This window comes from Actinomadura sp. K4S16, from assembly GCF_008327685.1.
Lineage (GTDB): Bacteria > Actinomycetota > Actinomycetes > Streptosporangiales > Streptosporangiaceae > Spirillospora.
On record NZ_BDDE01000029.1, the window covers coordinates 147,448 to 169,295 of the forward strand.

General features: G+C 72.8%; 19 protein-coding genes. 10 read left to right on the forward strand and 9 right to left on the reverse strand.

Annotation, left to right across the window (positions count from 1 at the left end):
* Window positions 1–42: 42 nt before the first annotated feature.
* Window positions 43–897 carry a class II glutamine amidotransferase gene (locus K4S16_RS41075; RefSeq protein WP_149264514.1) on the reverse strand — a complete coding sequence of 285 codons (855 nt, stop codon included), beginning with the start codon at window positions 895–897 and terminating at the stop codon, window positions 43–45.
* A gap of 89 nt (window positions 898–986) precedes the next feature.
* Here K4S16_RS41075 and K4S16_RS41080 point away from each other — a divergent pair, with 89 nt between their 5' ends.
* The 3 genes from K4S16_RS41080 to K4S16_RS41090 all read left to right on the forward strand — a co-directional run bounded on the left by K4S16_RS41080 (window position 987) and on the right by K4S16_RS41090 (window position 3,428).
* A complete protein-coding gene (locus K4S16_RS41080; protein ID WP_149264515.1) occupies window positions 987–1,487 on the forward strand; it encodes an HAD domain-containing protein in 501 nt (166 codons plus the stop codon).
* Window positions 1,488–1,571: 84 nt separating this feature from the next.
* Window positions 1,572–2,582: a methyltransferase gene (locus K4S16_RS41085; RefSeq protein ID WP_149264516.1), complete on the forward strand. Its 1,011-nt coding sequence runs from the start codon at window positions 1,572–1,574 to the stop codon at window positions 2,580–2,582.
* Between the two features lie 84 nt (window positions 2,583–2,666).
* Complete coding sequence (locus K4S16_RS41090; protein WP_149264517.1) at window positions 2,667–3,428, forward strand: SDR family NAD(P)-dependent oxidoreductase; 762 nt, start codon at window positions 2,667–2,669, stop codon at window positions 3,426–3,428.
* A gap of 3 nt (window positions 3,429–3,431) precedes the next feature.
* Here the strand turns inward: K4S16_RS41090 and K4S16_RS41095 are convergent, their stop codons facing one another.
* Both K4S16_RS41095 and K4S16_RS41100 read right to left on the reverse strand, forming a co-directional pair.
* Window positions 3,432–4,070 carry a CoA pyrophosphatase gene (locus K4S16_RS41095; protein WP_149264518.1) on the reverse strand — a complete coding sequence of 213 codons (639 nt, stop codon included), beginning with the start codon at window positions 4,068–4,070 and terminating at the stop codon, window positions 3,432–3,434.
* Window positions 4,067–4,948 (reverse strand): AraC family transcriptional regulator, encoded by an 882-nt coding sequence (locus K4S16_RS41100; protein ID WP_200842414.1) that lies wholly within the window; start codon window positions 4,946–4,948, stop codon window positions 4,067–4,069. Before K4S16_RS41100 ends, K4S16_RS41095 begins: the two co-directional genes overlap by 4 nt.
* A 98-nt stretch (window positions 4,949–5,046) precedes the next feature.
* On the opposite strand from K4S16_RS41100, the gene K4S16_RS41105 reads away from it, so the two are divergent.
* Together K4S16_RS41105 and gltX are read left to right on the forward strand one after the other, a co-directional pair.
* Window positions 5,047–5,625 carry a TIGR03086 family metal-binding protein gene (locus K4S16_RS41105; RefSeq protein WP_149264519.1) on the forward strand — a complete coding sequence of 193 codons (579 nt, stop codon included), beginning with the start codon at window positions 5,047–5,049 and terminating at the stop codon, window positions 5,623–5,625.
* 46 nt (window positions 5,626–5,671) lie between these two features.
* A complete protein-coding gene (gene gltX / locus K4S16_RS41110; RefSeq protein ID WP_149264520.1) occupies window positions 5,672–7,075 on the forward strand; it encodes a glutamate--tRNA ligase in 1,404 nt (467 codons plus the stop codon).
* Window positions 7,076–7,091: 16 nt separating this feature from the next.
* Here gltX and K4S16_RS41115 read toward each other — a convergent pair whose 3' ends face one another.
* The 3 genes from K4S16_RS41115 to K4S16_RS41125 form a co-directional block, all read right to left on the reverse strand.
* Entirely contained in the window at window positions 7,092–8,162 is a 1,071-nt protein-coding gene (locus K4S16_RS41115) for a sulfite exporter TauE/SafE family protein (protein ID WP_149264521.1), read from the reverse strand.
* A 95-nt stretch (window positions 8,163–8,257) separates the two neighbouring features.
* Window positions 8,258–8,923: a two-component system response regulator gene (locus tag K4S16_RS41120; RefSeq protein ID WP_149264542.1), complete on the reverse strand. Its 666-nt coding sequence runs from the start codon at window positions 8,921–8,923 to the stop codon at window positions 8,258–8,260.
* A gap of 74 nt (window positions 8,924–8,997) precedes the next feature.
* Window positions 8,998–13,233: a HAMP domain-containing protein gene (locus tag K4S16_RS41125; RefSeq protein ID WP_235037399.1), complete on the reverse strand. Its 4,236-nt coding sequence runs from the start codon at window positions 13,231–13,233 to the stop codon at window positions 8,998–9,000.
* Between the two features lie 328 nt (window positions 13,234–13,561).
* On the opposite strand from K4S16_RS41125, the gene K4S16_RS41130 reads away from it, so the two are divergent.
* Genes K4S16_RS41130 through K4S16_RS41140 form a run of 3 tightly spaced genes read left to right on the forward strand, consistent with a single transcriptional unit; the run spans window position 13,562 to window position 16,609 of the window.
* Complete coding sequence (locus K4S16_RS41130) at window positions 13,562–15,826, forward strand: SpoIIE family protein phosphatase (RefSeq protein ID WP_149264523.1); 2,265 nt, start codon at window positions 13,562–13,564, stop codon at window positions 15,824–15,826.
* Between the two features lie 31 nt (window positions 15,827–15,857).
* Window positions 15,858–16,196 (forward strand): STAS domain-containing protein, encoded by a 339-nt coding sequence (locus K4S16_RS41135; protein WP_149264524.1) that lies wholly within the window; start codon window positions 15,858–15,860, stop codon window positions 16,194–16,196.
* A gap of 44 nt (window positions 16,197–16,240) precedes the next feature.
* On the forward strand, window positions 16,241–16,609 hold the full coding sequence (locus K4S16_RS41140) for an ATP-binding protein (protein ID WP_235037400.1): 369 nt from the start codon (window positions 16,241–16,243) through the stop codon (window positions 16,607–16,609).
* A gap of 105 nt (window positions 16,610–16,714) precedes the next feature.
* Here the strand turns inward: K4S16_RS41140 and K4S16_RS41145 are convergent, their stop codons facing one another.
* Both K4S16_RS41145 and K4S16_RS41150 read right to left on the reverse strand, forming a co-directional pair.
* The gene (locus K4S16_RS41145; protein ID WP_149264526.1) at window positions 16,715–18,064 is read right to left on the reverse strand and encodes a class II 3-deoxy-7-phosphoheptulonate synthase; all 1,350 of its coding nucleotides are present in this window, start codon (window positions 18,062–18,064) and stop codon (window positions 16,715–16,717) included.
* 126 nt (window positions 18,065–18,190) lie between these two features.
* On the reverse strand, window positions 18,191–19,195 hold the full coding sequence (locus K4S16_RS41150; protein ID WP_235037401.1) for an RNA polymerase sigma factor RpoD/SigA: 1,005 nt from the start codon (window positions 19,193–19,195) through the stop codon (window positions 18,191–18,193).
* A gap of 130 nt (window positions 19,196–19,325) precedes the next feature.
* On the opposite strand from K4S16_RS41150, the gene trxA reads away from it, so the two are divergent.
* Both trxA and K4S16_RS41160 read left to right on the forward strand, forming a co-directional pair.
* Entirely contained in the window at window positions 19,326–19,679 is a 354-nt protein-coding gene (trxA, locus tag K4S16_RS41155) for a thioredoxin (RefSeq protein WP_149264527.1), read from the forward strand.
* Between the two features lie 114 nt (window positions 19,680–19,793).
* Window positions 19,794–20,627 carry a putative RNA methyltransferase gene (locus tag K4S16_RS41160; RefSeq protein WP_149264528.1) on the forward strand — a complete coding sequence of 278 codons (834 nt, stop codon included), beginning with the start codon at window positions 19,794–19,796 and terminating at the stop codon, window positions 20,625–20,627.
* On the opposite strand, the gene K4S16_RS41165 is transcribed toward K4S16_RS41160, so the two are convergent.
* Entirely contained in the window at window positions 20,545–21,324 is a 780-nt protein-coding gene (locus K4S16_RS41165; RefSeq protein WP_200842415.1) for a hypothetical protein, read from the reverse strand. The genes K4S16_RS41160 and K4S16_RS41165 overlap by 83 nt on opposite strands.
* Window positions 21,325–21,848: the final 524 nt, after the last annotated feature.

Genomic DNA, 21,848 nt, shown 5'->3' on the forward strand with positions numbered 1-21,848 from the left:
CAGATTCGGCCGCCCACTCTACGTCCCGGGTGTGACAAACGATCAGGTCTGCGAGGTCGACTCGGCCCCCGACAGGTCGGCGACCGTCAACGGGTGCGCGGGCGCGTCGAACGGGAACACCGAGGACGCCTCAAGGCCGTCCACCATGAGCAGTTCGCCGGGGTCGAGGAGCCGCCAGCCGGGGTCGTCGTCCAGGCGCTCGCTGGCGAGGACGCAGGCGGGGGTCGGCTCCCGGTGCGCGGCCACCTTCATCCGGCCCTGCTCGCGGCCCTCGCCGAGGTGGCGCTCCTCGCCCGGCTCGGTCAGCTCGGGCGTGATCACCCACAGCTCGTGGGTGTCCGGGTAGCGCAGCGCCCACAGCCGCCCCGACTCGGCCAGCAGGATGTTCAGCGCGAAGATCGGCAACTCGGCGGCGATGCGCCGGACGGCCGCGATCAGCCCGGTCGCCGTGTCGCCGCGGCGCCGGATCTCCGCCGTGATGTAGGCGAACACGGACTCGGAGTCGGTCTGCCCCCGGATCGGCGCCCGGTCCACGTCCGTGAGCCACGAGTCGAGGACGTCGATGCCCCGGACCACCCCGTTGTGGGCGAACAGCCGGTCGTCCATGACGAAGGGGTGGGAGTTGTGGACGTCGGGAGCGCCCGTCGACGCGTAGCGGACATGGGAGATGAAGGTGTGCGACACGACGTGCCGGGCCTCGGCGTTGAAGTCGGCGTCCCGGAACGCGGCGACGGGCGCGCGGTCGCGGACGGGCTCCTCGCCCAGCGAGAACCAGCCGAGGCCCGTCCCGTCGGGCATGCGGCGGCTCTGCGCGCGCAGGCTGTCCGGGGCGTCCAGCAGCCAGAAGGTGGCGCGGACGCGGGGTCCTCCCGTGGTCATCCCGAACAGGCGGCACATGCAGGGACGATGCCCGCGTGGCGGCGGCCTAAGACCGGGCACGGTAAAAGGCCTTCGACGGGCGGCCCCGGATGCCGTACGGTCCGTATATGGGGTCGCCGGTGGTTCTCCTGGACGTCGACGGGGTGCTCAACCCGTTCGAGCGGCCGCACCGCGGCTTCCAGCGGCACGAGTGCTCCCCGAACGGGATGACGTTCAAGCTGTGGCTCTATCCGGGGCACGGCGCGGCGCTTCTCGACCTCGCCGAGTCCACGGGCGCCGAGCTGGCCTGGGCGAGCTACTGGTGCGACAACGCCAACGAGTGGATCGCCCCCCGCATCGGGCTCCCGGAACTGCCGTTCGTGCCGATCCCGCGGTTCCCCGGTATCACGGAGGGGCGCACGCTGGGCGCCTGGAAGGCCCGCCACGTGGCCGCGTGGGCGGAGGGCCGGCCGTTCGTCTGGTTCGAGGACGAGCCTGACGCCACCGAGTGCATCGCCGGGGAGCCGGACGTCGCCGACCACCTGCTCGTGGAGGTCGATCCGCTGACCGGCCTGACCGACGACCACATCGAGGTCGCCGCCGGCTGGCTGCGCGCCCGCACCGGCTGAGCGCCCCGGGCACCGAGGTTCCATACGTCCAAGACGCCCCTTCCGCGGGCCTCCTAGCGTCGGAGGCGAGGAAGGGAGCCGACCATGCCGAGATCACCGCTGATGGAGCCGGCCTTCGGGTTCATGAACGCGCAGATCGTCCACGTCGCCGCCGAACTGGGGGTGGCGGACGCCTTCACCGACGACCGGCCGAGGTCGAGCGCCGAGCTGGCGGAGGCGACCGGCACCCACGCGCCGTCCCTGTACCGGCTGCTGCGCGGCCTCGCCGGCCTCGGCGTCGTGGAGCAGAAGGAGCCGGACCTGTTCGCGCTCACCGCGGAAGGGCGGCGGCTGCGCGCGGACGCGCCCGACTCGATCCGCTCGCTGATCAGGCTGTTCTGCGGCCCGGACGTGTGGCGGACGTGGGGCGGCATGGCCGAGACCGTGCGTACGGGGGAGTACGCCTGGGAGCGGATGACCGGCAGGACGCCGTTCGAGTTCTTCGCTTCGGACGCCGAGATGTCGGAGACCTTCAACCGGGCGATGGCCGAGCACACCCGCGACGTCGCGCCGGCGGTCGTCGGGGCGCACGACTTCGGCCGCTACGGGACGGTCGCCGACCTCGGCGGCGGGGACGGCACGCTGCTCGCCGCGATCCTGCGCGCCCACCCCGGCCTTCACGGCGTCCTGTTCGACCTGCCCGCCGGGCTGGCCGACGCCTCCGGCCCCCTCGCCGACGTCGCGGACCGGGCCGAGATCGTGCCCGGCGACTTCTTCGAGGCCGTCCCCAAGGGCGCCGACGCCTACGTGCTCAAGAGCGTCATCCACGACTGGCCCGACGAGAAGGCCGCCGCGATCCTGCGGAACTGCCGCGCCGCGATGGGCCCGGACGCCAGGGTGCTGCTCCTGGAGCAGGTGATGCCGGAGATCGTCGCGCCGGAATCGGCGGGCATCGTCCGCAACGACCTCAACATGCTCGTCGCGACCGGCGGCCGCGAGCGCACCGAGGCCGAGTTCCGGGAACTGCTGGAGGGAGCGGGCCTCACGGTCGTCTCGCAGACCGGACCGCTATCGGAGACGGCCTACCACGTCATCGAGGCAGGAATCGCGCACTGACTTCTGTCAGGGCCCGCTTACGGCGCGGCCGGGCGGCCGGGCAGGATGGGACCGCCGCAAGCAGCCCTGACGAAGGAGTGCCCCGTGAGTTCTCTCGACGGCCGAACGGCCCTGGTCACCGGTGGAAGCCGGGGGATCGGCCGGGCCATCGCCCTGGCCCTGGCCGCCGACGGCGCCCGGGTCGCCGTCGCCTACCGGCGCGATGACGAGGCCGCGCGCAAGACGGTCGCCGACATCGAGGCCGCTGGGGTGCGGGGCCATGCGTTCCGCGCCTCGGTCGACGACCTCGACCAGTGCCGTTCGCTGGCCGCGCGGGTGGAGGCGGAGCTGGGCGAGCTGGACATCCTCGTCCACAGCGCCGGGATCGCCAGCCGCGGCAACAGCGTCGCCGACACCGACCCCGCCGAGCTGGAGCGGGTCATGCGCGTGCACGCGTTCGGCCCGCACCACCTCAGCCAGGCGCTGATCCCGCTGATGCGGCGCGCCGAGCGCAGCGACCTGGTCTTCGTGTCGAGCGTCGCCACGGACCTGATGCCGGCGTTCGGCGGCCCCTACGCGATGGGCAAGGCGGCGATGGAGGCGCTCGCCCAGGTGATCGCCAAGGAGGAGCGCGGCAACGGCATGCACGTCAACGTCGTCGCCCCCGGCCTGGTGGACACCGAGATGGGGCGCCGGCTGGTCCGGGCCACGGCCGGGATCGAGGACATCCGGCAGCAGGACGCCGCGTCCCCCTACGGGCACGTGTGCACGCCCGAAGAGGTCGCCGACGTGGTCCGGTTCCTCGTCTCGGACGCCGCGTCCTACGTCACCGGGCAGCGCGTCGTCGTGGACGGCGGGACGTTCTGACGCTCAGTGGCGCGTCCAGTCGGGCTGGAGGAAGTCAGCGACCCTGACCTGCCGGCCGAGCAGCACGACCTCGCGGAACTGCCACAGCATCGCGCCGGTCGGGGCGTGGACGCGCCACTCCGGGCCCAGCCACATCTGCAGCAGGCGCCCGCCGTCCGGCTGCGGGACCCACCGCGGGGTGTCGTCGGCGGCGAGCTTGCGCAGGGTCGTGAGGTGGACCGAGTGGACCTCGTCCGGGCACGGCGCGAGCGGGCCCGGGTCGTCCAGCGCCACCACGACCGGCGTGATCGCGAAGCCGGACGCGGCGGGGAAGTCGTCGAGCCTGCCGAGGACGTCGGCCGGGCCCGCGGTCAGGCCGATCTCCTCGCGCAGCTCGCGCAGCGCCGCCTGCTCGAGGGTCTCGCCGTCCTCCAGGCGGCCGCCCGGCAGCGCCCACTGCCCCGCGTTGCGTCCCCGGTAGGCGCGCCTGATGACGATCAGCGACGGTGCGCCCTCGTGCTCGACGGCGCACAGCACGACCCCGGCGCGGCGCAGGCCGGGCGTGTCGGGGACGGTCGTGTGCTCGAACGAGCCGAGCCGTTCGGCGGCGAGGGCACGGAACGCGGCGAGGTCGTCGAAGGGGTCGGGGGAGGGGACGCTCATGCGTCGATCCTGCCAGGCCCCGCCTCCGGCGCATGCGGGCCCGCCTCCGGAGCAGGCCGCCCCGCCTCTCGCGCGTACCGGCCGGGCGAGGTCCCGACGGCGGCGGTGAAGTCGCGGGTGAAGTGCGCCTGGTCGGCGTAGCCCAGCTCGGCCGCCAGCTCCGCCCAGTCGACCCCCGTCCCGGACGCGGCCCGCTCCGCCGCCTCCTGCATCCGGAACCGCCGGATCACCCACTTCGGGCCGATGCCCACGTACTCGTGGAACAGTCGCTGAAGGCTGCGCGGGCTCAGCCCGACGTCCTCGGCGAGATCGTCCACCCGCGCCAGGCCCGGCCAGGCCGCGATCCGCTCGACGACCGCGGCGGCCTTCGCGGCTGACGCGTCGGGCTCGGGGCCCCGGCCGGTCAGGAACGCCGCGAGCCGCTCGACCGCCTCGTGGTCGTCCGCGGTGGAGAAGATCTCCTCGGCGAGAGCGAGGCCCTCCTCGCCGAAGACCTCGTCCACTCCCGCGAACCGGCCCGTCAGCGTGGACACCGGCGCGTCCATGAACGGCCTGAACCCGCCCGGCCGGAAGGCGGCGCCCACCACGCGCCCCTCGCCGTGGATCTCCTCGACGAAGTCGTCGCGCACCACCCCGGCGATCCGGGCCCGTGTCGCCCCGCCGGCCAGGTAGCTGGTGAACGTCACGTGGACGGACGGGCGCGTGAGGATCCGCTGGCGGTGCGGTGGCCGTCCGCGCAGGTCCCAGCGCAGCAGCCAGAAGTTCGCGACGAACGGGGCCAGCGCGGCGGGCGGTTCGCGCCGCTCGATGGAGAAGCGCTCCAGGCCCGTCCGGGCGTGCAGGATGCCCCGCGTCCCGCCGGGTAGGGATCGGTTCACCGGCTCAGGCTAGACGGTGTCGCGTTTCTTCAAGACCGCCGCCGCGGGCCCGTTCTAGCGTTTCCCATGTGTTCGAACGGATGAGCGAGGAAGAGACCATGGATATCCGGAGCCAGATGATGCCCGCGGCGGAGGCCGCGGCGCGGATCGTCCTGGAGACCCCGGAGGGGGAACTGGACGCGCCCACTCCCTGCCCGGACTGGGACGTGCGGGCCCTCCTCAACCATCTGATCCTGTGGAACGCGAGGGGCGGGACGGCCGCGCGCAGGCTGCCGCCCGCCGGGCCGGCGGAGGACCACGACTTCACCGCCGAGCCCGGCTGGGCCGAGCGCTTCGCCGAGCAGGCCCGAAGGACGGCCGAGGCATGGCAGGACCCGGGCGCGTGGGAGGGCAACACGAGCCTGACCGGCAACAAGGAGGGCATGCCCGCCGGGTTCATCGCGGGGATCGTGTTCGGCGAGTGCGTCCTGCACGGGTGGGATCTCGCCGTCGCCATCGGCCGCGAGCCCTCCTTCCCCACCCCGGTAGTGGAGGCCGCCTGGGAGCAGCTCGTCTCCACGGCCGAGATCAGCCGCAAGTACGGCGCGCTCGGCCCCGAGGTCCCCGTGCCCGAGGACGCGCCGCTCCTCGACCGCGTCATCGGGCTGTCCGGCCGCGACCCGCACTGGAAGCCCTGAACAAACCCGGCGCGAGCGGGGTCCCGCGCGCTCTACGCTGGTAGGCATGTCTTCGACCTCTTCGATCCGCGTACGTTTCGCCCCGTCACCGACCGGCATGTTCCATGTCGGCGGCGCCCGCTCGGCGCTGTTCAACTGGGCGATGGCCGCGCAGTCGGGCGGGACGCTCGTGCTGCGGATCGAGGACACCGACGCCTCCCGCAACAGTCCCGAATGGACCGAGGGCATCATCCGCGCCCTGGCGTGGCTCGGGATGGACGGCGGGCAGTACGAGGGCCCCTACTTCCAGTCCGCCAACGCCGACAAGCACGCCGAGGCGGTCCACACGCTGAAGGAGGCCGGGCGCGCCTACTACTGCGACTGCTCCCGCGAGGCGCTGGTCGCCCGCCGCGGCGGCGACCAGCACAAGGGCTACGACGGCTTCTGCCGCGACCGCGGCCTGGAGCCCGGCCCGGGGCGGGCCCTGCGCTTCCGCACCCCGGACGAGGGCCAGACCACCGTCGTCGACCTGCTGCGCGGCAAGCCCGTCTTCGACAACGCCCTCCTCGAGGACTTCGTCATCGCCCGCGCCGACGGCTCCGTCATGTTCCTGCTGGCCAACGCGGTCGACGACATCAGCCAGGGCATCACCCACGTGGTGCGCGGCGAGGAGCACCTGTCCAACGCGCCCAAGCAGCAGCTGCTGTGGGAGGCGCTCGGCGCGGAGCCGCCCGTGTGGGCGCACGTGCCCGTCATCGTGAACGAGAAGCGGCAGAAGCTCTCCAAGCGCCGCGACAAGGTCGCCCTGGAGGACTACCGCGCCGAGGGCTACCTCGCCGAGGCCATGCGCAACTACCTGATGCTCCTCGGCTGGGCCCCCTCCGACGACCGCGAAATCGTCCCGTGGGACGTGATGGTCGAGGAGTTCCGGATCGAGGACGTCAACACCTCGCCCGCGTTCTTCGACGTCAAGAAGCTCCGCGCGATCAACGGCGAGTACATCCGGGCCCTGCCCGTCGAGAAGTTCATCGCCGAGTGCCTGCCGTTCCTGCAGGAGGCGCCGTTCGACGTGGACGTCGCGGTGTTCGCCGAGCTGGCGCCGCTCGCGCAGACCCGCGTCGCGCTGCTGTCGGAGATCGTCCAGATGATCGACTTCGCGTTCCTGGACGAGCCGCCGGCCGACGAGCAGTCCTGGAACAAGGCGATGAAGGAGCCCGCCGCCGCGATCCTCGCCGCCGCCGAGGCCGCCTACCAGGACGCGCCGTGGAACGCCGCCGAGCTGAAGGACCGGCTGGAGCGGATCGGCGCCGAGCACGGGCTCAAGCTCGGCAAGACCCAGGCGCCCGTCCGCGTCGCCGTCACCGGCCGCACCGTGGGGCTTCCGCTGTTCGAGTCGCTGGAGATCCTCGGCCGCGACCGCACCCTCGCCCGCATCGCCGCCGCCCGCGCCAAGCTGGAGGCCGGCGCGTGACCCCGGCCGGTTCCGCCTAGCGGAACGTGATCGCCCCGGGGTAGTGGCCGGACGCGCACACGAAGCGCATCCGGCCCGGCCCCGGGGTACCGAGGTCGACGCGCGTCTCACCGGTCACGGGGAGGATCACGTCCTTGCCGAGACTCGGGACGGTGAACGCCCGCGTGTGACCCCGCGTCCCCCTCGTTTTCAACACCAGAACGGTGTGCACCCCGGCGCGGGCGGTCACCACTGCGGGCCGGTAGCCGCGGTCCAGGGCCCACACGGTCACGATCTGGGTTCCGGACGCGTCCGACCTGACGAAACGCGCCGAGTCGGCCGCCGAGGCGGCTCCGCCGCCGTCCGGGAGCCACCCGCCGAGGCGCAGGCCCGACAGCAGCGTCCAGCCGGCCGCGGCGAGGAGGCCGACGGCCAGCAGGGCGGTCAGCCGCCCCCGCAGCGCCCGCAGCGAGCGGCCGACCGTCACGCCGATGAGCCCGAACAGCGGCGCCGTCCCGATCACGAACCCGGACATGACGGCCGCGCCGCCGAGCGCCGACCCCGAGGTCACCGCGACCAACTCGGCCGACAGTGTCAGCCCGCACGGGAGCAGCACCGTCGCCGCCCCGAGCGCGGCGGGACGCCCGGCTCGCGCCGCAGGCCGGTGCCCTGCCCCCTGGCAGGGGCCTGACTCCTGGCAATGGCTCGGCTCCTGGCAGTGGCTCGGCTCCTGGTGGTGCTCAGGTTCCCGGCAGTGCTCAGGCTCCCGGCGGTGCCCAGGCTCCCGCCCGCGCCGCAGGAGGCGCCGCGCGGGCCCGAAGCCCAGCAGGTCGAGGGCGAACACGGCGAGGACCACCGCGGCCGCCGCGAGCAGGACGCCGCGCACCCGCGGGCCGGGCTGGACGGCGCCCCCCGCCAGCCCGAGCAGCGCCCCCAGCAGCGCGTGCGAGACCAGCTTCGCCGCGAGGAACGCCCCCACCGGCCTGGCCGCCGCCCGCCCCCCGCTGACGGCCCCGGTGAGCAGGCCGAGCTGCGTGGCCGCGCAGGTGGTGCCGCCCGCGAGCAGACCCGTCCCGGCACCGGCGAGGAAGAGCGTGGCGACACCCACGGGGACCACCTCCGCCGAGAAATCCTCCCCAACCCCCGCGCCCGCGAAGCGTCACCGCACGGATACGCCCGGCTGTCCCGCGGTGCCGGAAGCCGTCACTCCGCGAGGCCCTCCACGGGCTCCTGCCCGTCGACGGCCTCCCGGAGCGAGACGATCCTGCGGCTGAGCTCCTCGTACTCGTCGCGCAGCGCGGCCGGGAGGTGCTTGCCGAGCACCTCGGCCTGCTCCTCCACCGAGGCCAGGCGCTCGCCCACGGACCGGTCGGCGGAGGGCTCCTGCGGCGTCCCGGCGGGCCGCGCCTTCAGCAGGGCCGTCTGGTCCCTCAGGAGGGCGGCCTGCTCGCGCAGCAGCGCCGTCTGGTCGCGGAGCTGCTTGTTCTTGTTGTGCAGCTCCACGAACACCGAGACCTTGGCCCGCAGCACCCACGGGTCGAACGGCTTGGAGATGAAGTCGACCGCGCCCGCCGCGTACCCCCGGAAGGCGTAGTCGGGGTCGCTGTTCACCGCGGTGAGGAAGATGATCGGCAGGTCGCGGGTCTTCTTGCGGCGCTTGATGTCGCGGGCCGTCTCGAACCCGTCCATGCCCGGCATGACGACGTCCAGCAGGATGACCGCGTACTCCTCGGTGAGCAGGGCCTTCAGCGCGTCCTCGCCGGACCGCGCCCGGACCAGGTCCTGATCGAGCGAGCTGAGGATGGCCTCCAGCGCGATCAGGTTCTCCTCGCGGTCGTCCACGAGCAGGATCTTGGCCTTGTCGTCCACGCGCGTCTCTCCGATCACGGTCCCCGCCTGACGCCGCACCTCCACGGCGATCCCTGCTGCCCCGGCTCCTCTCCTCAGCGGACGACGGAGGGCTGCAGCCAGTTCCTCATGACATCAAGGAGATGGTCCACGTCCACGGGCTTCGGCACATAGTCCGACGCGCCCGAGGCGAGACTCTTCTCCCGGTCCTCCTTCATCACCTTGGCCGTGATGACGATGATCGGCAACTCGGCGAACTGCGGCATCTCCCTGATCGCGGCCGTGGTGGCGTAGCCGTCCAGGCCCGGCATCATGATGTCCATCAGCACGACCGCCACGTCGGGATTGCGGTGCAGGACGTCGATCCCGGCCTGCCCGTCCTCGGCGTAGAGGACCTCCATGCCGTAGCCCTCCAGGACGCTGGTGAGCGCGAACACGTTCCGCACGTCGTCGTCGACGATCAAGACCTTGCGGCCCGACAGGACCGTGTCGAGGAAGTCGGTGGGGGGCTCCTGCAGCAGCCCGTTGAGCGCCTGCTCGGGCTTGCCGGAACGCTCCGCGCCCGGCGGGCGCTGCTCCACCGGCAGCGGGCCCTCCCCGGTCGCGCCCGCGACGCCGTTCCCGGGCGCGGCGCCGGAGCCCAGGCCGGGCGCGGCCTCGGCCCCCGCGACCACCTCGTCCGGCAGCGCGGGGCGGCGCCGGTCGTCGCGGTCGTCGTACTGGGCGGGCAGGTAGAGCGTGAACACGCTGCCGCGGCCCGGCTGGCTCTCGGCGTGGATCTCCCCGCCCAGCAGCCGCGCGATGTTGCGGCTGATCGACAGGCCGAGCCCGGTGCCGCCGTAACGGCGGCTCGTGGTCCCGTCGGCCTGCTGGAACGGCTCGAAGATCTCCTGCAGCTTGTCGGCGCTCACCCCGATCCCGGTGTCGATCACCCGGAACGCGATCACGTCGGGGGTGTTCCACAGCGCGGGCAGCGTGAAGTCGATGTCGCCGGCCCGCTCGATCAGCAGCCGCACCTCGCCCTCGGCGGTGAACTTCACCGCGTTCGACAGCAGGTTCCGCAGCACCTGCTGCAGCCGTTGCTCGTCGGTGTTCAGCGCGGCCGGGACGTCGGGCGCGACCTCCACCCCGAAGTGCAGGCCCTTGTCGACCGACAGCGGTCGGAACGTGGCGTCCACGTAGTCGACCAGCGCCGACACCGACAGCCGCTGCGGGTGCGCCTCCATCTTCCCGGCCTCGACCTTCGCCAGGTCCAGGATGTCGTTGATCAGCTCCAGCAGGTCGGTGCCGGACTCGTGGATCGTCCGGGCGAACTCCACCTGCTTGCCGGTGAGGTTGCCGTCCTGGTTCTCCGACAGCAGCTTGGCCAGCACCAGCAGGCTGTTCAGCGGCGTGCGCAGCTCGTGCGACATGTTCGCAAGGAACTCCGACTTGTACCGCGAGGAGATCGCCAGCTGCTCGGCGCGCTCCTCCAGCGTCCGCCTGGCCTGCTCGATCTGGAAGTTCTGGATCTCGATCGCGCGGTTCTGCTGGGCCAGCAGCGCCGCCTTCTCCTCCAGCTCGGTGTTGGAGTGCCGCAGCTCGCCCTGCTGGCGCTGCAGCTCGTCCGACCGCTCCTGCAGCTCCTGCGCGAGCCGCTGCGATTCGCCGAGCAGCGCCTCGGTGCGGGTGTTGGCCCGGATCGCGTTGAGCGTGACCCCGATCGTCTCGATCAGCTGGCTGAAGAACGCCAGGTGGACGTCGGTGAACCGGCCGAACGAGGCCAGCTCGATCGCGCCGAGCACCTCGTCCTCGAACACGATCGGCAGCACGATGATGTTGACCGGGGACGCCTCGCCGAGGCCCGACCCGATCTTGACGTAGTCGGCGGGGGCGTCGGCGATCAGCAGCGGACGGCGCTCCTGGGCCGCCTGCCCGACGAGGCCCTCGCCCAGCCCGAACCGGACGGCGCCACCGCGGTGCCGCCGCGTCCCGTACCCGGCGATCAGCGCGAGCTCGGTCTCCTCGCCCCCGCTCTCGGCCAGGTAGAACGCGCCGTACTGGGCGCTCGCGGTCGGCGTCAGCTCGCGCATGATCAGGTCGGCGACCTGCTGGAGGTCACGGTGGCCCTGCATGAGCCCGCCGATGCGCGCCAGGTTGGTCTTGAGCCAGTCCTGCTCCTCGTTCGCGCGGGTCGTCTCGCGCAGCGTCGCGACCATCAGGTTGACGTTGTCGCTCAGCTCGGCGACCTCGCCGCGCGCCTCCACGGTGATCGTGCGGGTCAGGTCGCCGGTGGCGACCGCGCTCGCGACCTCGCCGATCGCGCGGACCTGGGTGGTCAGGTTGCCGGCCAGCTCGTTGACGCTCTCGGTGAGCCGCTTCCAGGTGCCCGAGACGCCCTCGACCTCGGCCTGGCCGCCGAGGCGGCCCTCGATGCCGACCTCCCGCGCCACGCGGGTGACCTCGGACGCGAACGACGACAGCGTGTCGACCATGGTGTTCAGCGTGGTCTTCAGCTCGAGGATCTCGCCCTGGGCGTCCACGTCGATGCGCCGCGTCAGGTCGCCGTGCGCGACCGCGGTCGCGACCTGCGCGATGTTGCGGACCTGGTAGGTCAGGTTGGACGCCATGCCGTTGACGTTGTCGGTCAGGTCCTTCCACATGCCGCCCGCGCCCGGCACCCGGGCCTGGCCGCCGAGGCGGCCCTCGGTGCCGACCTCGCGGGCGACGCGGCTGACCTCGTCGGCGAACGCCGAGAGGGTGTCGACCATGGTGTTCAGGGTGGTCTTCAGCTGGAGGATCTCGCCCTGCGCGTCGACCTCGATCTTGCGGGTCAGGTCGCCCTGCGCCACCGCCGTGGTGACCTGGGCGATCCCGCGCACCTGGTTGGTGAGGTTGTTCGCCATCGAGTTGACGTTGTCGGTCAGGTCGAGCCAGACCCCGCCCGCGCCGGGCACGATCGCCTGGCCCCCGAGCCGCCCCTCGGTGCCGACCTCGCGGGCGACGCGGGTGACCTCGGACGCGAACGCCGACAGGGTGTCGACCATCGCGTTCACCGTGTCCTTGAGCTCCAGGATCTCGCCCTGCGCGTCGACCGTGATCTTCTTGCCGAGGTCGCCCTCGGCGACGGCGGTGGTGACCTGGGCGATGTTGCGGACCTGGTAGGTCAGGTTGGACGCCATGCCGTTGACGTTGTTGGTCAGGTCCTTCCACACGCCGCTCACGCCGGGGACCCGGGCCTGGCCGCCGAGGCGGCCCTCGGTGCCGACCTCGCGGGCGACGCGGGTGACCTCGTCGGCGAACGCCGAGAGCGTGTCGACCATCGTGTTCACGGTGTTCTTGAGCTGCAGGATCTCGCCCTGCGCGTCGACGGTGATCTTCTTGCCGAGGTCGCCCTCGGCGACGGCGGTGGTGACCTGGGCGATGTTGCGGACCTGGTAGGTCAGGTTGTTCGCCATCGCGTTGACGTTGTCGGTCAGGTTCTTCCAGACGCCGCTGACGCCCGGCACGTTCGCCTGGCCTCCCAGCTGCCCCTCGGTGCCGACCTCGCGGGCCACGCGGGTGACCTCGCCGGCGAACGCCGACAGCTGGTCGACCATCGTGTTGACGGTGAGCTTCAGCTCCTGCAGCTCGCCGGTCGCCTCGACCGTGACCTTGCGGGTCAGGTCGCCGCGCGCCACCGCCGTGGTGACCTCCGCGATGTCGCGGACCTGCGAGGTCAGCCGCGACGCCATCACGTTCACCGACGCGGTCACGTCCCGCCAGCGGCCGGTCATGCCGCGCGCCGGAGCCTGCCCGCCGAGGCGCCCCTCGGTGCCGACCTCGCGGGCGAACTGGGTGACCTCCCAGGTGAACTGGTCGAGCAGCTCGACCATGCCGTTGACCGACTTGGCCATGCGCAGCAGCTCCCCGCGCATCGGTCGGCCGCGCACCCGCAGCTCCACCCGCTGGCTCAGGTCCCCGGCGGCGACCGCCTCCACCACCTGGCTCATCCCGGTGGCGAGGTCGGTGAGCTTGTCGATGATCGCGTTGGCGTCCTCCACCGCGCCGGCCCACGTGCCCCGCAGCGTCCCCGGCGTCAGGCGCCCCCGCAGCTGCCCCTCCCGGCCGATCTCCTTCCGGACGCGGCTCAGCCCGGAGGCCAGCTCCATGCCGTTGTCCCGGATCTCCTCCAGGATGGCCGCGGCCTCCGCCACAGCGCCCTCACCCGACACGTCCAGCTCGGCCTTCGCTTTGCCGTCCCGCACGGCGACCAGCGCCTTCAGGAGCGGTTCGAGGTCCGCGTCGCTGTAACGCGGGGTGGTGTCGCGGTACCCGCCGCCGGGGCGGGCACGTGACGCGGTACGCGGCATGCTCTTCATCCTCCTGGCCCGCGATCGATCGGGTATCCGGATACCACGGACTCCGGCTGCTCTGGGGGCCTCATCGGCCGCACCTGTACTCTACGTCGCCGTGCGGCGGCGGGCTCCGTTCCGCGGGCTTCCGGCGGCCGGGCGGGATCGGCCGCCGGTCCGCTCTCGTAGCCTTCGTGTTACGGTCTGTCGTGTTGTGGCGGGGGGTGGTGAAGGCCCAGGCCGGACCCGCTTCCCGGGCGGGTTCAGGCCTCCCGGTGCCGGGCGGCCGACCAGTCTGCCACGATAGCCAGGCCCGGGTGGAGAAGCTTCGAACGAGGGACGACAGTTGGATCGGCAGACGGCGACGGCCACCTTCCCGTCCGCCGCGGCGGCGGTGGCGGACGCGCGCCGGTTCGTCCGCAAGGTGCTCGCCGACTGGGGCATGGACGAGGTGGCCGACGACGCCGTCCTGGCGACGAGCGAGCTCGCCACCAACGCGATCGCCTACGCGGGCACCTCGTTCGAGGTCTCCTGCCGCCTCGTGGGCCGGGACGTCGAGATCGAGGTGCGCGACCGCCATCCCACCCGGGGCATCGAGATGCCGGGCGTCACCGCCTCCAGCGGGCGCGGGCTCCCGTCGATCGCCCGCCTCGCCGCCTCCTGGGGCGTCTCCTACGACCGCCGCACCAAGGGCGTCTGGTTCCGGCTGACCCGGCCGGGCGCCGCCGAGGCCGCCGCGGCGCCCGAGGGCGCGGCCGCCGGCGGTCCGGAGGCCGCCTTCACCGCCGACATCGCCGCGAACGGCTCCGCGCAGGGCGAGCGCGCCGCCCGTGATCGCGGCGCTCCCGGCGCGGTCGAGCCGGTGCGGGACGGAGCCGCCGCCGCCCAGGTCCGCGAGGGCAGGCTGGCAGGCGGCGCGAGCGAGGTCCCCGTGGCCGGCGACCGGCTCCTGCGCTCCCCGGCCGCCGTGGAGGCCATGGAGGACGGCGTCGCCACCGTCCGGGAGGTGCTCGGCGCCGAGGGCGCCGCCGTCCTGCTGACCGAGCGCGACGGGCGCCTGATCATAGGGTCGGCCGCCGGCACGGCCGCGGAGATGCCGCTCGGCGAGCTGTCGGTCGCCTCCCTCACCCCCGCCGCCCGCGCCGGCTCCGCCTGGGTCGCCGCGGACGCCTCCGATCCGACCGCCGCCGCGCTGCGGGCCTCCTCGCTGGCCGCCGCCCCGCTGGAGTCGCAGGGCCGCCTGACGGGCCTCATCGTGGCCGTCTCGTCCCTGTCCGGCCGCTTCGACCAGTCCGACGGCGCCCGGCTCGGCCGGCTCGCCGACGAGATGTCGCTCTCCCTGGAGAAGGCCAGGGTGGGTGAGTTGGAACGCTCCTGGCGCGGCTGGCTCAGCTTCGTCGCCGAGGCGAGCGACCTGCTCGCCGGCACCCTCGACCAGGAGCGCACGATGGCCCTGGTCGCCCAGCTCGTCGTGCCGCGCCTGGCCACCTGGTGCGCCGTCTACACCGTCACCGAGGCCGAGCCCGACCGGCTCGCCTACGTGTGGCACGCCGACGAGGACCGCGCCGACGGCCTCCGCGAGCTGCTCGAGCACGCGGGCGCGGCCCCGCCCACCGACGCCTCCGGGCCGTGGAACGGGCTCGCCACCGCGCCCGAGGAGGTCCGGGCCGCCGTGGGCGGCACCGCCAACGACCAGGTCTACGCCTTCCCGCTGATCGCCCGCGGCCGGCGCATCGGCACCATCGTGATCGGCCGCCCGGCCGGCGACCGCTTCCCGCGCAGCGCGATCGAGCTGGCCGAGGAGCTGAGCCGCCGCGCGGCCCTCGCCGTCGACAACGCGCGCCTGTTCTCCGCCCAGACCGCCATGAGCAGCGCGCTGCAGCGCAGCCTGCTGCCGCCCGGCATCCCGGAGATCCCCGGCCTGGAGGTGGCGGTGGTCTACGAGCCGGCGGGGGAGGGCAGCGAGGTCGGCGGCGACTTCTACGACGTCTTCGAGAGCGGCCGCCGGCCCGGCGGACCGGCCCCCGCGTCCCGCTGGCGGTTCGCCATCGGCGACGTGTGCGGCACCGGCCCCGAGGCCGCCGCCGTCACCGGCCTCGCCCGGCACGCGCTGCGCATCCTCGCCGCCGAGGACATGACCGTCCCGGCCGTCCTGACCCGGCTCAACCGGCTCATCCTCGGCGAGGGCGAGCGCGGCCGGCTGCTCACCCTGCTGCACGGCGAGATCACGGCCCGGCGGCGCCGCGACGGCGTGACGATCAAACTGACGAGCGCGGGGCACCCGCCCCCGCTGGTGCTCGACCCTGAGGGCGGCGTGCGCGAGGTCGCCTCGCCCCAGCCACTGCTGGGCGTCTTCGACGGCGTGGAGTTCCACACCGACACCGTCGAGCTGCGCCGCGGCGAGGTCCTGCTCTGCGTGACCGACGGCGTCACCGAGCGGCGCTCCGGCAGCCGGCTCCTGGGCGACGGACACGGCCTGGAGAAGCTGCTCGCCGGCTGCACCGGGCTGAGCGCGGGCGCCGTGGCGGCCCGCATCCAGCGCGCGGTACGCGACTTCGGCCCGGAGCCGTCGAACGACGACGTTGCCCTCATCGTTCTGCGGGCGTCATGATGGAGACCAACAATCGGTAAGGTGGGGTGGCGTGGGGCTTGCCTTGCACACGACACGACAGGAAGGCCGTGCGACGATCGCCGCGCGCGGCTCTATAGACCTGCACTCCTCCGACGAGCTGCGCGCTCGGCTGACCGAGCTCGTGGACGCGGGCGAGCGGTCGGTCGTCGTCGACCTCGCGGCGGTCGACTTCTGTGACTCCTCCGGCCTGAACGTCCTCGTCCGCGCGTACAAGCACGCGCGCGCGCAGAACGCCACGCTCACCGTCACCGGGGCCTACGGCCGCGTCGAGAACGTGCTGCGCACCACCGGGCTCGACCGCTTCCTCATCGAGGGCCCGGCGGAGGAGGCTTCGGCCGATGGGCGGTGAAGGGACACGATGAAGAACGGCGAGCGGGCGGAGTGACCGACCCGATGACCGAGACCACGTTGCGTGCGGCGCCCCAGACCGAGGCGGTCGAGTACGCGAGGCGACTCGCGGCCCGCACGATGCGCACCTGGGCGCTGATGGACCGCGAGGAGCTCGTCACCGCGATCGTGGCCGAGCTCGTGGCCAACGCCGTCCGGCACGCCGGGACGGCGCTGGAGCTGCGGCTGCTGCGCGGCAGCGGGCGCGTCCGCGTCGAGGTCCGCGACCGCGCGGCCCAGCTGCCCCGCCTGACCGTCCCCGGCCCCCTGGACGAGTCGCACCGCGGCCTGTTCATCGTCGACCGCTTCGCCGACTCCTGGGGCGCCGACCCGGTGACCGGCGGAAAGGTCGTCTGGGCCGAGGTCGGCATCTGAGACGCCGTCCCAGCCGGGACACGCCCTCTCGCACGATCACCTGTGGGAGCGCGCCCACCGGGCGTGTCCGGTGGGCGCGCCGATCAGACCGGGCGGATGGCCCGGTCAGACGGACTTGCGGTACAGCTCCGCGACCATGAAGGCCAGGTCAAGCGACTGGCCCCGGTTGAGCCGCGGGTCGCAGGCCGTCTCGTAGCGCTGGTGGAGGTCGGTCTCGGCGAGCCCCTGCCCGCCGCCGACGCACTCGGTCACGTCGTCGCCGGTGAACTCGATGTGGATGCCGCCCGGGTGCGTGCCGAGCGCCCGGTGGACCTCGAAGAACCCGGCGACCTCGTCGAGGACGTCGTCCAGCCGCCGGGTCTTGTGCCCGCTCGGCGCCTCGAACGTGTTGCCGTGCATGGGGTCGCAGATCCACGCGACCGGGGCCCCGCTCTGGTTCACCTTCTCGATCAGAGGCGGCAGCGCCTCGCGGATGCGGCCCGCCCCCATCCGGGTGATGAAGGTGAGCCGGCCCGGCTCGCCGTCGGGGTTCAGCCGCTTGATCAGGGCCAGCGCGTCGTCGGCCGAGGTCGTCGGACCGAGCTTCACCCCGATCGGGTTGCGGATGTGGCGCAGGAACTCCACGTGCGCGCCGTCCAGCTGCCGGGTCCGCTCGCCGATCCACAGGAAGTGCGCGGACACGTCGTAGGGCAGGCCGCTCAGGTGGTCGATGCGGGTCAGCGCGCGCTCGTACTCCAGGAGCAGCGCCTCGTGGCTGGAGTAGAACTCCACCCCGTGGAACTCGTCGGGGTTGACCCCGCACGCCTTCATGAACGTCAGCGCCCGGTCGATCTCGCCCGCCAGCTGCTCGTAGCGGCGGCCCGCCGGGCTCTGCGCGACGAAGTCCTGGTTCCAGGCGTGCACCTGGCGCAGGTCGGCGTAGCCGCCCTTGGTGAACGCCCGGCACAGGTTCAGCGTCACCGCCGAGCAGTGGTAGGCCTTAAGCAGGCGGTTCGGGTCGTTGCGCCGCGAGGCGGCGTCGAAGCCGAACCCGTTCACCGCGTCGCCCCGGTAGGCGGGGAGCTCCAGGCCGCCGCGCACCTCCACGGGCTTGGAGCGCGGCTTGGCGTACTGGCCCGCCATCCGGCCGATCTTCACGACGGGGACGCTCGCCGCGTAGGTGAGGACGACCGCCATCTGGAGCAGCGTCTTCAACTTGTTCTTCACCGCGTCGGCGTTCGACCCCTCGAACGTCTCGGCGCAGTCGCCGCCCTGCAGGACGAACGCCTCACCGCGGGCTACGTCGGCGAGTTGAGCCTTCAACTGGTCGCATTCGCCGGCGAAGACGAGCGGCGGCTGCGCCGCCAGCTCGGCGGCCACCGCGCGTACCTCGGCCGGGTCGTCCCAATCGGGCTGCTGGAGGGCGGGGAGGGCGCGCCACGCGTCGAGGTCCCCGATGACGGCGGAAGTGCTCACCCTGAAAGGCTATGGCACCGCCCGCGCTCCGCGGACGGGAAGCCTCGCACAGCCCCCGGCGAACGCGACCGGGCGGCCCCGTTCGGGGCCGCCCGGTCAAGGTCATACGGCGGGGGGTGGACGTCGTCAGGCCGCGCGGGTTCCGGCGGCGGCCGGTTCGGGCGCGTTGCCGGGGCCGCCGGCCAGCGTCCGGCGGCCGCTGAGGTCCGTCTCGGTCGCCAGCTGGCGCAGCCGCCGCAGCGAACGGTCGGTGATCTGGCGGACCCGGTTGTGGCTCAGGCCGTACCGGGCGCCGATCTGCGCGTACGACAGCGGCTGGCCGTTGTCCATCCCGAACCGGGCCCGCAGGATCGCGGACTCGCGCTCGGGAAGCCGGTCGAGCAGCCGGCCGAGGCCCTCGATGTCGTCCAGCGCGAGGATCTCGGTCTCCGGGGTGACGGCGTCCGGGTCCTCCAGCAGGTCGCCCATCGGCGTCTCGCCGGCGTCGTCGACGGTCGCGTCCAGGCTCGCCGGATCGCGCCGCCAGCGCAGCAGTTCGTCGACGTGCTCGGCCTCGGCGCCGAGGCTGCCCGCGAGCTCCTCGCGGGTCGGCTCCCTGCCGAGCTCGCGGCCGAGCTGGCGCTCCGCGCGCCGCAGCCGCGACAGCTCCTCCTCCACGTGGACGGGCAGCCGGATCGTGCGGGCGGTGTGGCTGAGCCCGCGGCCGATCGCCTGCCGGATCCACCAGGTCGCGTACGTGGAGAACTTGAAGCCGCGGCGGTAGTCGAACTTCTCCACCGCGCGCATAAGCCCCAGGTTCCCCTCCTGGATGAGGTCTATGAGGGGCAACGAGTCGGTCGGGTACTTCCGGGCGATCGAGACCACCAGCCGCAGGTTGGCCTCGACGAAGCGCTGCTTCGCGCGCAGCCCCGCCGCGGCCAGCTCCTCCAGCTCCTCGCGGGACGCGCCCTCGGGCACCCTTCCCTCTTCGAGCAGCTGTTCGGCGTACAGGCCCCCTTCGATCGCCTTGGCCAGATCGACCTCCGCCTGCGCGTCGAGCAGGGGAGTACGGCCGATCCGGTCGAGGTACGCCCCGACTAGATCCTTGTCGGGGACTTCGACCCTGTCGCCCTTGGTACGGGTTCCAGCCATCCTGACCCTTCTCCGGTGCGATCTCCCTAGGAGGAGAACGCTAATTACCGCTCTGTGATTCCCGGGTGGGGAATACTGCGAGGCTGTAAGCCGCTCTACGTCGTGATACCCCGACTGAGGAGAAACCGACATGGCGACGGTCACACTGACCGCTGAGAACTTCGACGAGGTGGCTCAGGCCGACGGCATCGTGCTCGTCGACTTCTGGGCCGAGTGGTGCGGGCCGTGCAAGAGGTTCGCTCCCGTGTTCGAGCGGTCGGCGGGCAAGCACGAGGACATCGTCTTCGCCAAGGTGGACACCGACGCCGAGCCCGAGCTGTCGGAGCGGTTCGGGATCAGGTCCATCCCCACGCTGATGGCGATCCGCGACGGCATGATCGTCTTCGCGGAGCCGGGCGCGCTGCCCGAGTCGGTGCTGGAGAACGTGATCGAGCAGGTCCGCGGCCTGGACATGGAGGACGTCCGCAAGCGGGCGGAGGCCTGACCCGCGCCCGCCGGGTTGCGGGGACGAGGCGCGCAGCGGGCGCCCGGGCGGCGCGAGGGCAAAGAAGCGGACGGCGCCGCCCGCCGGCCGGGGCGCATGGTCGATGATGGACGGATGCTCGCCGATGTCGTCCGATACCTGGTGTGCCCCGTGTGCGGAGCCGGCCTCGAACTGGTCGACCGCGGACTGCGCTGTCCGGCCGGGCACGCCTTCGACATCGCGCGACAGGGATACGCCAACCTGCTGCCGGGCAACGCCCGCCCGGGAACGGCCGACACGCCCGAGATGGTCCGCGCGAGGGACGAGTTCCTGACGGCGGGCCACTTCACGGCCCTCGCGGACCGGCTCGCCTGGAACGTCTCGCGCGCCGACCCGGCCTTCGTCCTGGACGCGGGCGCGGGAACCGGGCACTACCTGAGCCGCGTCCTCGACCGGGCGCCCAAGGCCGTCGGCCTCGCGCTGGACATCTCCAAGCACGCGGCCCGCCGCGCCGCCAAGGCACATCCGCGCTGCGGGGCCGTCGTCGCGGACCTCTGGCGCCCGTTCCCTATCCGCGATGGCGCCGCCGACACCGTCGTCAACGTCTTCGCTCCGCGCAACGCCGCCGAGTTCCACCGCGTGCTCCGCGACGACGGGCTGCTGTTCACGGTGACGCCCTCACCCCGGCATCTCGGCACGCTCGTGGAAGCCCTCGGCCTCCTCTCGATCGACAAGCACAAGACCGAGCGCATGGACGCCGCGCTCGCGGGCTACTTCAAGTTGGACTCGCGCCAGGAGCTCGAGACCGAGGCCGTCCTGACGCACGGCGAGGTGATCACGCTCGTCGGGATGGGACCGAGCGCGCACCACGTCCCGGAGGAGCAGCTCAGGGAGCGGCTGGAGCGGCTGCCCGACCCGCTGCCCGCGCCGCTGTCGTTCGTCCTGTCCACCTACCGGCGGCTCGAGTAGGAGCGTCGGCGGGCTGAGCGATCTCCAGCAGCACCTGCGGGGTCTCGCCCGGCTCCGTCACCTCCTCGACGCCCGGCACGTCGACCGCCTCGTAGCGGAACGACGTGGAGAGCGAGCGGGACGCGGCGCTCAGCAGGAGCCGCTGCAGAGCCTGGCCCGCGCGCAGCCACTCGGCGGGGGAGTCCCCGCGGGTGGTCAGCACCGCCCGCTGCCCTGCCGAATCGCAGGCGGCGGGAAGTCGGCGAAGCGTCGCTCCTTCGAGCCGAGCCTCCCCGCCCAACTCGTCGATGACCGGGAGAGGCGGGCAGGCTTCTGCGGCGGAACGGCCGGAGCGGAACGGCCGGAGCGTGGCCGCGTAGAGAAGCCGTTCCTCCTGGGACACGCGGTGGCGGCCGGCCAGACGCACGGACGCGAGGACGGTGGGACGTCCCGGGTCCGGGAGCAGCCGGACCACGGCCTCGTGACCGAGTTGGGCGGCGGCGAGGCGCAGGTTCACCAGAGCGGCGCCGCTGCTGAGGTGCAGGCTCCGCCCGGCGGGATCGTGCCTCGGCCTGAACCTGTCGGGATCCGCGTGCACCTCGATCAGGCCGGAGACGACCTTGAACCGCCAGGCGTGCACGTCATGGCCCGTCGGCCCCATCGTCGCGGCGACCACCAGACGCTCCGCCGACGTGCGGGCGGTGAAGGACACGTTCACGAGATCTCCTCCTGGCCTCGGTCAAGGGTCGCGCCGGGAGCCGCCGCCCGTCCCGCGTGACGGCCTGCCGCGGGTGGGTGGTCAGGGCACGGTACCCCACTGTGACCGGAAGCACGTAGTACGGGAAAGACGAGGTCAGCGCGCTCGATGCTGTGCTCCCGTGACAAAGGTCCGCGGGTCGCGGCCGCCGCGATTTGACGGTCCCCGCGGAGCGTCTTAATGTCTCTCTCGCCCCAAGGGGAAGCGGACGCCGGAAGGCGGCCGGCCCTGGGGAGCCAAGCCGCCGAAAATGGTTCGAGCACCGCTCGGACTGTTGTAGGATGGCTGGACAGCCTGATACGGGATGCAGGACGCCGCGAGGTGGCCGGCCCGCAGGGCGCCTCCTACGGAACGATCTTTCCAGGTCTCTTCGGCCTGGGGATGTGTCGTCGCGTGGGGACGGGCACACCTCCGACTCGTCGAAAAGATCTTCACGGATCTACTTGACAGCGGAGATGGGTCTGGTAAGTTAGCAGGGTTGCCTC